Source organism: Nonomuraea monospora, from assembly GCF_039531895.1.
Classification (GTDB): domain Bacteria; phylum Actinomycetota; class Actinomycetes; order Streptosporangiales; family Streptosporangiaceae; genus Nonomuraea; species Nonomuraea monospora.
Map to the genome: position 1 here is coordinate 188,382 of NZ_BAAAQX010000001.1, position 12,635 is coordinate 201,016.

The window sequence follows — 12,635 nt, forward strand, 5'->3', positions numbered from 1 at the left end:
GCCACGCGGGGCTGCCGTGGTGCCGCGCCACGCGGGGCTGCCGTGGTGCCGCGCCACGCGGGGCTGCCGTGGTGCCGCGCCACGCGGGGCTGCCGTGGTGCCGTGCCACGCGGGGCTGCCGTGCTGGCGCGCCATGCGGGCTGCCATGCTGCCGTGCCGCGCTGGCCTGCCGTGCTGCGCGGGGTTGCTGTGCTGGCCCGCCGCGGTGGCCCGCCGCGGTGGCCCGCCGTGCAGGGCTGTTCGCTTGGCGCTGGCCCGGCAGTGCTGCCTGCCACGCACTGGCGCGTCGGGGAGCCGCTTGTCACGCGTCGATGCGGCAGGGGCGGCCTGCCTGCGACACGTCCCACTTAACCGGGATCAACCCCCAGCCGTCAGGACACCTTGCCGGCAGGTGCCGACCACGTGTCACAAGCGGCGGGCGACGTCGTCGTAAGCCCCCGCTTGAACCAGCGCCCCCGGTTGACACCCTTGCCATGGCTACGCCCCTCGCCACCATCACCACTACCCCGCACCACCTCGTCCAGAGCCGCCCACTCCTCCCCCGTCCGCCCGAGAGACCCCCGCACGCTCCCCATGAACACCCCCGCCAGACAGTCGGCCTGCAGCTCGAACCGGCGCCGCAGCTCGGCCCGTGCCCCCGCCTCGGCGCGGTAGCGGGTCTCGTAGGAGCGGCGGATGCCGGTGAGGGTCTGGAGGTGGTGGGCGTACTCGTGGGCGGCGACCTTGAACGGGTAGAGGTCGCTGCGGCCTTCGATCCACCGCCCGGTCAGCGGGAACACCAGGGTCTTGGCGTCGTGGCAGTAGAAGGCGTCCACGTCCGCGACCGGTACCCCGCACACGGTGCCGTCCTCGGCGTATCGCACGCCGGGCCGCTCGAAGCGCGTCCTCGTGCGGGAGAAGTAGGCGGACCACGAGGTGTCGAGACATCTCACGACCGTGTCGAGGTATTCGCGGGTGCGTGGGATGCCGCCGGAGCTGAGCGGGGGCTCGGGGCAGGAGGTCGTGGCCAGCTTGCCGGCGCTTTTGGGGAACGGGGACGCGGCGGCGGCGTGGGCGGGGAGTGGGGACAGGAGTGTGAGGGTGAGGAGGGTGGAGAGGAGGAAGGGGGATGATCGCACGGTGGTGAGCTTAGAGGGGTGCGGGCTGTGGCACGATGAAAAGGCCACCCGGCGAACTGTTACTTCGCCGGGCGGCGAAATCTCACAACATCCGCTTCAGTACGGTGACCACTTCCTCGACCACCTCGTCGGGCGCACTGCCGACGTAGAAGTCGAAGCGGTCGGGCGAGATGGCGCGCAGTTGCTCCATCATCGCCCAACTGGTCTTGGCGAGGCCCGTGCCACGATGGTCGATGCGGACATGGGTCATGTAGCCGCGCTCACGGGTGGTCAGCGGCACCGCCAGGACGATGTCGAGGCGCGACTGGTTGAGATGGTCGTTGCTGACGATCAACGCGGGGCGGTCGAAGCCCTGCTCCCGGCCGGTCGGCCGGCCGAAGCGGGTGAACCAGATGTCACCTTGCGCCAGTTTCACTCTTTCTCCTCGGGATATGCGATGAGGCCCTCCCACTCCGGTGCGATCTGGCGGGTGCGGGACTTCGGGCCCAGCACGAGCTCTCGCTCTGCCAGGTAGTCGGCCCAGCCCTCCGGGTCCTCGCGCTGGGTGCGCTCTATCTGCTCGTTGACGGTCTGCCAGAACAGTTTCTGCTCGTAGTCGGTGATGGCATCGTTGAGCACTTCTGTCATGTTGCGGCCCTCCTGTCGGGCGATCTTGGCTAGCCGGTCTCTCGTCTTGACGCTGACCCGGATCGTGGTCGCCGCGTTATGCTTCGCGCTCATACCCGTCAGGCTACGGGCGCGACGACCAGAACACTATCGCGGCGTCGTCACTCGCAAGGTGCTTACGGCAACAGAGAGTAAAGATGATTGACTCGTCCGCATGACAAATGCGGCATTGGTCCTCATAGTGGGAAGTTTGGCGGTTCTGGTGGGCGCCATCGTCCAAGGCGGGGTCGGATTCGGTCTCGGCCTGGTCGCCGCCCCCGTGCTCACCATGCTGGCCCCCGACCTGATGCCGGGCGCGATTCAGGTGGTCAACATGACGTTGCCGCTGTTCACGCTGGCCGTCGAGTGGCGGCGGGTGGACTGGCGGGGGCTGGGGTTCGCGCTGCTCGGGAGGCTGCCGGGCAGCGCCATCGCCGCAGTCATCATTGTCTACGTTTCTGTCTACACCAGGGGCGTCTTCGTCGCCGTCATGGTGCTGATCGCGGTGGTGCTGACCGCGCGGGCGCTGAGTGTGCCGCGCAACGGGTACACGATCACTTCGGCCGGGTTCGTCTCGGGCATCACCGGGACGGCGACCGGCATCGGCGGGCCGCCCATCGCGCTGGTGTACCAGAACGCCAAGGGGCCGCAGATCAGGGCCACGCTGGCGATGTTCTTCTTCCTGAGCGCGGCTCAGTCGCTGGTCATCCTGCAGTTCGTGGGGGAGTTGCCCGGTCAGGCGTTGCTGGTCGGGGGTGTGCTGATCGTGCCGATGGTGCTCGGGTTCCTGGTGTCGGGGCCGCTGCGGCGCTACCTCGACGGGGGCAAGGTGCGGGTGGGGGTGCTGACGGTGGCGGCGCTCTCGGCGGTGGGGCTGATCGTGCAGAACGTGATCACCGCCCTGTGAGGCCCCGCCCCCCGGGCACACGGGCCGCCGCCGTCCTGTGAGGCCCAGGTGGGTGCCGGGCCTCACAGGGGGTCGGGGCCCGGGTGGGTGCCGGGCCTCACAGGGGGTCGGGGGATCAGCTCACCGGCGTGTTCATGTCGGTCTGGACCTGAGCCGCCGTGAGCGCCCTGTTGTAGATGCGCACCTCGTCGATCTGGCCGCTGAACACCTGGTTCAGCACGCCGTTACCGCCGATCCTGAGCGAGCTGCCGTCCGTCCTGATCGCCCCGGCGACCGCCTGTTGCGCGACCTGCGTGCCGTTGACGTACAGGCGGAGTGTCGCCCCGTCGTACGTGGCCGCCAGATGGGACCACGTGTTGACCGGAAGCGCGGCGGCGCCCGGCAGGTCGGCGGCGGCGGTGGTGTGGAGGCGGGCGTGGGGGCGCTGGTCGGGCGCGCCGGCCGAGAGGGCGTAGGCGAGGCCGCCGGAGTGCCGTTTCATGACCACGGTGCGCCAGCCGCTGACGCTGGACGGCCGTACCCACGCTTCGAGCGTCATGCCCGACGTGAGCCGCAGCCCCGCGGAGTCCGGCACGTTCACCCAGCTCAGCACCCCGTTGAAGGACAGCGCCCGGCCGTACCTGCCGCTGGCCGTCCGGCTGGTTCCGGAGGTGGTGCCGGTGTTGCCGTTGCCGGAGGCGTCCACGACCGTGCTGCCTGAGGCCTCGTTCATCCCGTACGCGGCCACCAGCCCGCCCGCCGGCGGCACCAGCGTGTACGCGGCCGTGTACGTGGTCGCCGTCGCGGGCGCCACCACCTGGTGGGAGGCGGCCCCGCCGTCGGACCACGACGCGAACGTGTAGCTCTGGCCGCCGAGGGTCTGCGGCGACGGCGCCGAGATGGAGTTGCCGGAGCCGACGATCACCGTACGGGTGAACGGTGTGGCGACCTGCTCGCTGTTGAAGCCGAGCCGCAGCCCGGACGGCGAGGAGGCGAACGTCAGGTTCACGGTCCTGGGCTGGAGCAGCACGCTCTCGGTGTCGGTCAGCCCGTGGGCGTCCGTGACGGTCAGCCGCAGTTCGAGGTGGGACGGGTACTCGTGGTCGGGCGCCTGGAACGAGCCGCTGGCCCCGGTGAACGTGGTGATCTCGTGCTCGTGGCAGGTGCTGGGACAGTGGTGCATGATGAGCGCCCAGCTCATGCGCGAGCCGGGAATGGCGCCGTCCTGGGCGTCGCTCCCGCTGCCCGAGAACGCGATGGACTGGCCGACCGCCCAGGTGGTGGCCGCCGTCGGGGTGGTGATGGTGGCGGTGGGCGCGGTGTTGGCCACGTTGATCGTCACGGTGGCGTCGTTCTGGCCGCCGCGGTCGTCGCTCACCCGCAGCCGCACCACGGGGGAGCCCGGCTGGGTGTAGGTGAAGGACGGGGTGGCCGAGGTGGAGTCGTCGAGCTCGCCGTCGCCGTCGAGGTCCCAGGCGTAGGTGAGCGGGTCGCCGTCGGCGTCGGTGGAGCGGGCGGCGGAGAAGTTGACGGTGAGGGGCGCGTTGCCGGAGGTGGGCGTGGCGTCGAGAACGGCGGCGGGCGGGGTGTTGTCGTAGATGTAGCGGACGATCGTGCCGTTGGTGTAGTCGACGGCGAACAGGTCACCGCCCGGCCCGATCTCCAGCTCGACCGCGGGGATGCCGGAGTCGAAGTTGGCGACCGTGGCGGGGTCGGGCAGGCCGTTCGCGCCGGGGGTCATCACCCAGACGCAGGAGCGGCTGTAGTCGGAGAAGAACAGGGCGCCGTCGTAGGCGGCAGGGTAGTCGCCGCCCTCGTAGAACGCCACGCCGCTGGAGGAGGAGCCGCCGGTCGGGCAGGGGTCGTTCGGGGCGGGCCTGGAGTTGTGGTTCCAGGCGAAGTACGGGGCGGCGTGCGCGGCGGTGCCGGCCGTGTAGAGGTTCTCGCAGAGGGTCAGGTTGAGGTTGTCGTAGCCGCCCTGGCGGGCGGCGCCCTCGTAGCAGGGCCAGCCGAAGTTGGGCACGGACGCGGTGGGCGTGGCGATTCGGTTGATCTCCTCGAACGTGCTCCAGCCGACCTCGCCGGACCAGATCTCGCTGGTGCCGGGGCGGTGGGTGATGCGGAACGGGTTGCGCAGGCCGTGGGCGACGATCCTGGCGACGTTGGGGTCGGCGCTGCTCGCGTTGGGGTTCCCGGCGGCGGCAGCCCCCGTGTCCGGATTTATCCGGATCACGGTGCCGGCCAGCCCGGCCGGGTCGGCGGTGGTGCGCACGTCCTGGGAGCGCAGCGCGCCACCCTCGGCGGCGGGCGGGCTGAGCGCGGTGCCGACGGGGGAGGGCGGGTCGCCGCACGGGTTGTCGGGCGTGACGTCGGAGGCGGGCAGGTTGTCCTGGCCGTAGTCGGCGAAGTTGAAGCTGGCGCCGTCGCCGCCGGAGGCGTACAGTGCGCCGTCGGCGCCGAACTGCAGGTCGCCCACGGAGTGGCTCGGATGTTGCTGGCACCAGTCGGTGATCAGCGGCGTCTCCGCCCCCGAGGGTGAGATCACCGACAGCCGGCCGGTGACCAGGCAGCCGTCGGCGGTCGCGCCGGGCGGGGTGGGGCAGGGGTCGTCCGTGCCGCCCGCGGTGCCCCAGCGGGGCGCGGTGCCGCCGGGGACGGCGTCGTAGGCGTACAGGACGTACATCCGCGGATCGGACGGGAAGTTCGGGTGCAGCGCGAGCCCGAGCAGGCCGCGGTCCCAGAAGTTGTGCACCTGGGTGCGCAGGTCGGCGTAGGTCGTCGGGGTGGTGTCGGCGAGCGAGTCGAAGACCTTGATCAGGCCGCTCTTCTCGGCCACGAACACCCGTCCGTCGGGCGAGAACTCGATGTTGGACGGGTGGTTCAGGCCGCTGAAGACCGTCTGTTTCTGGAACTGAGCGGGTAAGGCCGCGGCCGGTGGAACGTTCCCGGCGATCAGGGCGGCGGAGACGAGCAGGATGGTGCCCAGGGCGCTGCAGAGCCGCTTCACGGAACCCCCAGATGGGTAAAGAACAGCGTCCCCGCACGCCGAATGGCCTTGATCGATGTATCGCAGATGATGGGGCGGTTTGTCACGAGTTGTGGCCGCATGTGGACGCGACCGATTTGGGCGAGCCGCCTACCCGGTGACGTCCACCAGCGCCTGGAACAGGCGGGACGGGTCCTCGGCGAGGCGGTTCCAGACGTAGAGCCACCACTGCGTGCCGAACACGATGTACACCCTGACCGGATGCCCCTGCTCCCGCGTCGCCGGCAGCAGGCCGCCGTCGAGGCCCAGCAGCATCTCGATCTCGTACGCGCCGGAGCCGGGCCGCATGCGTGGCCGCAGCTCGCCGAGGAGGTCAGGGTCGTGGGTGGCGATCGAACAGGGGTGGCCGCTGTCCAGCAGGAGGGCCGCGTACCTCAGGTAGGCCGCCCGCAGCTCGCGGCTGTCGCGGGCGTGGGCGAGGGACTCGGACTCGAGGTAGGAGCCCTTCACCAGGCGGATGCGTCCGGGCTGCCGCAGCAGGCGGTCCAGGTCCCCGGCCGTACGGTGCAGGCGGGCCTGGACGGTGATGCCGACGTGGTCGAACCGCTCGCAGAGGCGTTCATGGGTCCACAGGATGAGATCCGTACGGTCGGAGCCCTCCATGGAGATCGTCATCTCCTGGCCCGCGGCGGCGGTGGCCTCGGCCAGCCGGGTGGCGTTGGCCAGCCCCAGCTCCCGGTCCACCACCGAGCCGAGGTGGGACAGGTCGAGCGACACCGAGCAGGCCGTCCCGCGCGCGGCGGCCTGCCGCGACAGGTCGAGGAAGACGTCGGTCTCGGCCGTGGCCAGGGCGGCGTCCCGGCAGCTCTCTCCCATGTAGTCGATGGAGACGAGCGTCCCCTCGGCGTTGAGCTCGGCGGCGCGGGCGAGCGCCTCGGCGATGCTCCGGCCGCCGACGTAGCGCTCCGCCACCCGCCAGGCGGACGCGCGCAGGGCGGGGTCGGCGGCGACCTGGTCCTTGAGCGCCTCGTCGAGGGCCAGCGCCCGCATCGCCTGGGCGGCCTGCTCCATCACGGTCATCTTCATCCTTCCATCGGGTGCCGGAAATCTATCACCAATGGAAGTTTTTTTAGAAGCCCTCAGGTGAGGACGCGGCGGCCCGCGTCCACCGGGATGCGAACACCCGAGACGGCGCGGAATCCGCCGTCCAGGACGGCCACGACCACCGCGGCGACGTCCTCCGGATCGAGCATCCGGCCGAGAACGGAGGCGCGCCCCAGCTCCGCCTCGACCTCCGGGGTACGGACGGCCGCGCTGCCCTCGGTGCGGACGGCGCCCGGCGCCACCGTGTTGACCGCCACCCCCCATGCCCCGGCCTCGGCCGCGACGTGCTGGGCGAACACGTTCAGCGCGGCCTTGGCGCTGGCGTGCGCGATCGCGCCCTGGCGTACCAGGTCGGCGCTCAGGCTGGAGACGTACACGATCCGGCCGCCGCCGCCCTGCTCACGCATGCGGGCCAGCGCGGCGCGGGTGACGTGGAAGACGGCGGCCAGCTCTCCGGTGAGCTTGCCCGCGAAGTCGTCCCAGGCCATCTCGGTGAGCGGGGCGAACGGCGGCGGGACGTTGGCGTTGCACACCAGCGCGTCCACCCGCGGGCAGTCCGCGATCATCCTGGCCACCTGCTGCGCGTCCTGGACGTCGGCGCGCACGGCTCGCGCCCGGCCGCCCGCCGCGGTGATCCGCTCCACCACCTGCTCGGCGGCTGCCGTGTCCGAACGGTAGTTGACGATCACGTGGTAGCCGTGGCGGGCCAGCTCGCAGGCGGTCGCGGCGCCGATGCCGCGTCCGGCGCCGGTGATCAGGGCGATGCGTTCCATGCCTACGACCGTAGGCAGCAGGCTTACTTCAGGAAAGTACCCACCTCTAAGTAAGCTCCTGACGTTCAGGTTGGAGTCCAGGAGGGTGAGGGTCATGAGTGACGCGTTTCACAGGGACTGCCCGGCGCGGATGGTGCTCGACCATCTGACCGCCCGGTGGGCCGTGCTCGTCCTGACCGCCTTGCGTCCGGGGCCGTTGCGCTTCCATGAGCTGCGGACCAAGATCGAGGGGGTCAGCGAGAAGATGCTCTCCCAGACGCTGCGCACGCTGACGCGCGACGGGTTCGTCGGGCGCACGGTCATCCCGGCTACGCCGCCGCAGGTGAGCTATGCGTTGACGCCGCTGGGGGAGGGGGTCACGGAGCCGCTCCAGGCACTGTCCGACTGGGTCCGCGATCACGCCGACGCCATCGTGGGCGCTCAGGCGGCGTACGAGGACGCCAGGAGCGATGGCTGACCAAGGCGACGGTCTCGTGAGCCGCCGTCCCACGGCGTGACGTTACAACGGGATCCGCTCACACCCCCGGCCCCCGTCCGTTGAGCCCGTGTTGAGCTGACGTTTCTGGATTGTTACCGGAAACAACAAACTCGCCGCCTCAACCCTCTTCCCATGCTGTCCGTCCCGGAATACGTTGCCGCAAACAACATTCATCCGGGCCCCTCCGGAAGAAAGGACCCTGCATCATGCGCAAGGGGATCCTCAGCCTGACCGCCGCGGCAGCCGCGCTCGCCCTCGGTCTCACCGCCTGCGGGGGCGACAGCGGTCAGACCACGTCGACCTCGACCTCCTCGGCCACGGAAGCAGCCAAGGCCGGCAAGGTGGGTGTCATCCTGCCGGACAGCAAGTCCTCCGCCCGGTGGGAGACGGCGGACCGCAAGTACCTGGAAGAGGCGTTCAAGGCCGCCGGCGTCCAGTACGACATCCAGAACGCCCAGAACGACAAGACGGCGTTCCAGACCATCGCCGACCAGATGATCACTAACGGCGCGACCGTCCTGATGATCGTGAACCTGGACAGCGGAACCGGCAAGACCGTCATCGACAAGGCCAAGTCGCAGGGCGTGGCCACGATCGACTACGACCGGCTGACGCTGGGCGGCGGCGCCGCCTACTACGTCAGCTTCGACAACACCAAGGTGGGCACGCTCCAGGGCGAGGGCCTGAGCAAGTGCCTCACCGACAAGAAGGCCGACAAGCCGATCGTGGCCTACCTGAACGGCTCGCCCACCGACAACAACGCGACGCTGTTCAAGGCCGGTTACGACGGCGTGCTCAAGCCCAAGTTCGACGGCGGCGAGTACGTCAAGGGCCCCGAGCAGTCGGTGCCCGAATGGGACAACACCCAGGCCGGAACGCTCTTCGAGCAGATGCTGACCGAGCAGCCGAAGATCGCCGGAGTGCTGGCCGCCAACGACGGTCTCGGCAACGCCGCCATCACCGTGCTGAAGAAGAACAAGCTCAACGGCAAGGTGCCCGTGACCGGCCAGGACGCCACCGTCCAGGGCCTGCAGAACATCCTCTCGGGCGACCAGTGCATGACCGTCTACAAGGCGGTCAAGAAGGAGGCCGACGCGGCGGCCAAGCTCGCCGTCGCGCTGGCCAAGGGCGAGAAGCCCACGGCGAGCAGCAGCGTCAAGGACCCCGAGAGCGGCCAGGACGTGCCCGCCGAGCTGATGGAGCCGCAGGCCATCTACTTCGACAACGTCAAGGACGTGGTGGCCGACGGTTACGTGACCAAGGAGGAACTGTGCACGGGTGACTTCGCCGCCAAGTGCACCGAGGCAGGAATCAGTTAACGCCGAGGGGTACGGCCCGCGCCACGAGCGGGGGCCGTACCCTCGTTTTAGGGAGCCCCATGACCCCCCTCCTTGAAGTGCGCGGGATCGACAAGAGCTTCGGCCCGGTGAAGGTCCTGCACAACGTCGAGTTCGCCGCCTACCCCGGTGAGGTCACCGCGCTCGTCGGCGACAACGGCGCCGGCAAGTCCACGCTGGTCAAGTGCATCGGCGGCATCTACCCGATCGACGGCGGCCAGATACTCTTCGACGGCAAAGAGGTCCACGTGCACAGCCCCCGCGACGCGGGCGAGCTGGGCATCGAGATCGTCTACCAGGACCTCGCCCTGTGCGACAACCTCGACATCGTCCAGAACATGTTCCTCGGCAGGGAGCGCAAGCACGGCATCCTGCTCGACGAGGACAGCATGGAGGAGCTGGCCGAGAAGACCCTCAGCGGCCTGTCCGTCCGCACGGTGAAGTCCATCAGGCAGCAGGTCTCCAGCCTGTCCGGCGGGCAGCGGCAGACCGTGGCCATCGCCAAGGCCGTGCTGTGGAACAGCAAGGTCGTCATCCTCGACGAGCCCACCGCGGCGCTGGGCGTGGCCCAGACCGCGCAGGTGCTGGAGCTGGTGCGCAGGCTCGCCGACACCGGCCTGGCCGTGGTGCTCATCTCGCACAACATGAACGACGTGTTCGCCGTCTCCGACCGGATCGCCGCGCTCTACCTCGGCAGGATGGCCGCCCAGGTCAAGACCTCCGACTTGACGCACGCGCAGGTCGTCGAACTGATCACCTCCGGCCGCAGCGGCGAACTGGGCCTCAAGAACGGGGTCACCCCATGAACAAGGTCAAGGAACTGCCCGGCGAGGCCATCGTCGCCGCGGCGCAGGCCCCCTCGATCAAGAACAGCTTCCTCGCCTACGCGCAGCGGGTGCGCGGCGGCGACATGGGCGCGCTGCCGGCCGTGCTGGGCCTGCTGGTGCTGTGCGCGGTCTTCGCCATCGCGCGGCCCTCCTTCCTCACGGCGATCAACTTCGCCAACCTGTTCACGCAGGGCGCGGCGATCACGGTCATCGCCATGGGCCTGGTGTTCGTGCTGCTGCTCGGCGAGATCGACCTGTCCGCCGGGTACGCGAGCGGCGTCTGCGCGGCGGTGCTCGCCGTCACGCTGATCAACACCGGTCTGCCCTGGTACGTCTGCATGCTGGCCGCCATCCTCACCGGCGTGGTCATCGGCACGGTGCTGGGCACGCTGGTGGCCAAGGTCGGCATCCCGTCGTTCGTGGTCACGCTGGCGGCCTTCCTCGCCTTCCAGGGCCTGGTCCTGGTGCTGGTGCGGGAGGGCACGAACATCTCCATCCGCGACGACATCGTCAACGCCATCGCCAACAGGAACCTGCCGCCGTGGCTCGGCTGGGCCCTGTACGCGCTCTGCGTGGCGATCTACGCGGCCGTCCAGCTCAGGCGGGCCAGGAGCCGGACCAAGCGCGGGCTGGTCGCCGACCCGCTCTCGCTGATCGCCTTCCGCGTCGGCATGCTGGCGCTGTTCGCCGGGCTCGCGGTCGCCGCGCTCAACCTGGAGCGCAGCCGCAACCCCGCGCTGGTCTCCCTCACGGGCGTGCCGATCGTGGTGCCGGTCATCCTGGTGCTGCTGGTCTTCTGGACGCTGGTGCTGCGCCGCACCGGGTTCGGCCGTCACCTGTACGCGGTCGGCGGCAACACCGAGGCGGCCAGGCGAGCGGGTATCCCGGTGGACCGGATCAAGATCAGCGCGTTCGTGATCTGCTCCTCGATGGCCGCCGTCGGCGGCATCGTGGCGGCCTCGCGGGCCAGCTCGGTCGACCCGAACACGGGCGGCAGCTCCGTCCTGCTGTACGCGGTCGGCGCGGCGGTCATCGGCGGCACCAGCCTCTTCGGCGGCAAGGGCAGGGTGCTCGACGCCGTGCTCGGCGGCGCCGTGGTGGCCGTGATCGAGAACGGCATGGGTCTGATGGGGTACGGGGCGAGCGTGAAGTACCTGGTCACGGGGTCTGTCCTGCTGCTCGCCGCGGGTGTCGACGCCCTGGCGCGCAAGCGGGCGGCTGCTGCTGGTCTAAGGTGATCAGCGACTCACAGCCCCTGAAGGAACCCCAGACGATGCGTGCCGGCCCCTCCCAAGAGGACATCAGGCGCCACAATCTCGGCGCGCTGCTGCGTCATGTCCACCTGGGCGGGCCGATCTCGCGCGCCGAGCTGACCTCGAAGATGGGGCTCAACCGCAGCACGATCATGGCCCTGACGTCGGATCTCACCGCCGCGGGGCTGGTACGCGAGGAGCTGCCGCGCGAGACGGGCCGCGCGGGCAGGCCCTCGCTCGTGGTGCGCCCCGAGTCGGCCCGGGTCTACGTCTTCGCCTTCGACGTGGGCCCCGACCGCATGGCCGTGGCCCGCGTCGGGCTCGGCGGGGTGATACTCGACCGCCGCGAGACCGTACGCGACCGCGGCCGGTTCGAGGTGGACGAGCTGACCGGCACGCTGGCCGGGTTCGCCCGCCAGATGCGCCGCAAGACCAGGGACGACACGGTCTGCGTCGGCGCGGCGGCGGCCGTGTCCGGCGGCGTCCGCAAGGCCGACGGCGTGGTGTCGTTCGGGCCGAACCTGAAGGCCGAGGACGTGCCGTTCGGCGAGGAGCTGGGCCGCAGGCTCGGCCTCGGCCTGCCCGTCAGCGTCGGCAACGACGCCAACCTGGCCGCGCTGGCCGAGCACAGCCGCGGCGTCGGCGTCGCCGTCCGCGACCTCATCTACCTGCACGGGGACGTCGGCATCGGCGGCGGCATCATCGCGGCCGGCCACCTGCTCGGCGGGCACGACGGCTACGGCGGCGAGGTCGGCCACATGGTCGTCAACCCGGGCGGGCGGGCCTGCGGCTGCGGCTCGCACGGCTGCCTGGAGGCGGAGGTGGGGGAGCGGGCCCTGCTGGAGTCGGCGGGCCGCGTCTCGGCCGGTCACCAGGGCCGCGACGCGGTGCGCGCGGTGGTGGACGCGGCCGACCGCGGCGACATCGTCGCCCAGGAGGCGCTCAGCCGGGTCGGCGACTGGCTGGGGCTGGGCGTCTCGAACCTGGTCAACATCTTCAACCCGGAGATGGTGATCTTCGGGGGGATGCTGCGGGAGATCTATCTCGGGTCGGCGGCGCAGGTCCGCTCGCAGCTCACCCTGCACGCCATGGCTCCGCAGCGGGAGCGCGTACGGCTGCGCACCTCGGCCCTCGGGGACGCCGCGACCCTGGTGGGCGCCGCCGAGCTGGCCTTCGCCCACGTGCTGTCCGACCCCCTGGAAGTCCTGGCCCGCGCCAACGCCTGACT

At 70.4% G+C, this 12,635-nt stretch carries 12 protein-coding genes; 6 read left to right on the top strand and 6 right to left on the bottom strand.

From position 1 onward, the window contains the following. Positions 1 to 371 precede the first annotated feature (371 nt). The 3 genes from ABD331_RS00850 to ABD331_RS00860 form a co-directional block, all read right to left on the bottom strand. A complete protein-coding gene (locus tag ABD331_RS00850) occupies positions 372 to 1,118 on the bottom strand; it encodes a neutral zinc metallopeptidase (RefSeq protein WP_344470179.1) in 747 nt (248 codons plus the stop codon). A gap of 82 nt (positions 1,119 to 1,200) precedes the next feature. After that, positions 1,201 to 1,533 (bottom strand): type II toxin-antitoxin system PemK/MazF family toxin, encoded by a 333-nt coding sequence (locus tag ABD331_RS00855; RefSeq protein WP_344470181.1) that lies wholly within the window; start codon positions 1,531 to 1,533, stop codon positions 1,201 to 1,203. Continuing rightward, positions 1,530 to 1,838, bottom strand: coding sequence for a hypothetical protein (locus ABD331_RS00860; RefSeq protein WP_344470182.1), 309 nt, complete (start codon positions 1,836 to 1,838; stop codon positions 1,530 to 1,532). The genes ABD331_RS00855 and ABD331_RS00860 overlap by 4 nt, the downstream gene beginning before the upstream one ends. A 127-nt stretch (positions 1,839 to 1,965) precedes the next feature. Here ABD331_RS00860 and ABD331_RS00865 point away from each other — a divergent pair, with 127 nt between their 5' ends. Further along, positions 1,966 to 2,670, top strand: coding sequence for a sulfite exporter TauE/SafE family protein (locus ABD331_RS00865; RefSeq protein ID WP_344470183.1), 705 nt, complete (start codon positions 1,966 to 1,968; stop codon positions 2,668 to 2,670). Positions 2,671 to 2,785: 115 nt separating this feature from the next. Here ABD331_RS00865 and ABD331_RS00870 read toward each other — a convergent pair whose 3' ends face one another. The 3 genes from ABD331_RS00870 to ABD331_RS00880 all read right to left on the bottom strand — a co-directional run bounded on the left by ABD331_RS00870 (position 2,786) and on the right by ABD331_RS00880 (position 7,512). Beyond that, entirely contained in the window at positions 2,786 to 5,656 is a 2,871-nt protein-coding gene (locus ABD331_RS00870) for a LamG-like jellyroll fold domain-containing protein (RefSeq protein ID WP_344470184.1), read from the bottom strand. Between the two features lie 129 nt (positions 5,657 to 5,785). After that, the gene (locus ABD331_RS00875) at positions 5,786 to 6,715 is read right to left on the bottom strand and encodes a proline dehydrogenase family protein (RefSeq protein ID WP_344470185.1); all 930 of its coding nucleotides are present in this window, start codon (positions 6,713 to 6,715) and stop codon (positions 5,786 to 5,788) included. A gap of 59 nt (positions 6,716 to 6,774) precedes the next feature. Beyond that, positions 6,775 to 7,512 (bottom strand): SDR family oxidoreductase, encoded by a 738-nt coding sequence (locus ABD331_RS00880; protein ID WP_344470186.1) that lies wholly within the window; start codon positions 7,510 to 7,512, stop codon positions 6,775 to 6,777. 94 nt (positions 7,513 to 7,606) lie between these two features. Here ABD331_RS00880 and ABD331_RS00885 point away from each other — a divergent pair, with 94 nt between their 5' ends. The 5 genes from ABD331_RS00885 to ABD331_RS00905 all read left to right on the top strand — a co-directional run bounded on the left by ABD331_RS00885 (position 7,607) and on the right by ABD331_RS00905 (position 12,633). Further along, positions 7,607 to 7,969 carry a winged helix-turn-helix transcriptional regulator gene (locus ABD331_RS00885; protein WP_344470187.1) on the top strand — a complete coding sequence of 121 codons (363 nt, stop codon included), beginning with the start codon at positions 7,607 to 7,609 and terminating at the stop codon, positions 7,967 to 7,969. A 227-nt stretch (positions 7,970 to 8,196) separates the two neighbouring features. Continuing rightward, positions 8,197 to 9,309 (top strand): sugar ABC transporter substrate-binding protein, encoded by a 1,113-nt coding sequence (locus ABD331_RS00890; RefSeq protein WP_344470188.1) that lies wholly within the window; start codon positions 8,197 to 8,199, stop codon positions 9,307 to 9,309. Between the two features lie 59 nt (positions 9,310 to 9,368). After that, positions 9,369 to 10,133 carry an ATP-binding cassette domain-containing protein gene (locus ABD331_RS00895; RefSeq protein ID WP_344470189.1) on the top strand — a complete coding sequence of 255 codons (765 nt, stop codon included), beginning with the start codon at positions 9,369 to 9,371 and terminating at the stop codon, positions 10,131 to 10,133. Next, the gene (locus ABD331_RS00900) at positions 10,130 to 11,392 is read left to right on the top strand and encodes a sugar ABC transporter permease (RefSeq protein WP_148434320.1); all 1,263 of its coding nucleotides are present in this window, start codon (positions 10,130 to 10,132) and stop codon (positions 11,390 to 11,392) included. Before ABD331_RS00895 ends, ABD331_RS00900 begins: the two co-directional genes overlap by 4 nt. Positions 11,393 to 11,427: 35 nt before the next feature. Beyond that, positions 11,428 to 12,633 carry an ROK family transcriptional regulator gene (locus ABD331_RS00905; RefSeq protein WP_344470190.1) on the top strand — a complete coding sequence of 402 codons (1,206 nt, stop codon included), beginning with the start codon at positions 11,428 to 11,430 and terminating at the stop codon, positions 12,631 to 12,633. Positions 12,634 to 12,635 lie beyond the last annotated feature (2 nt).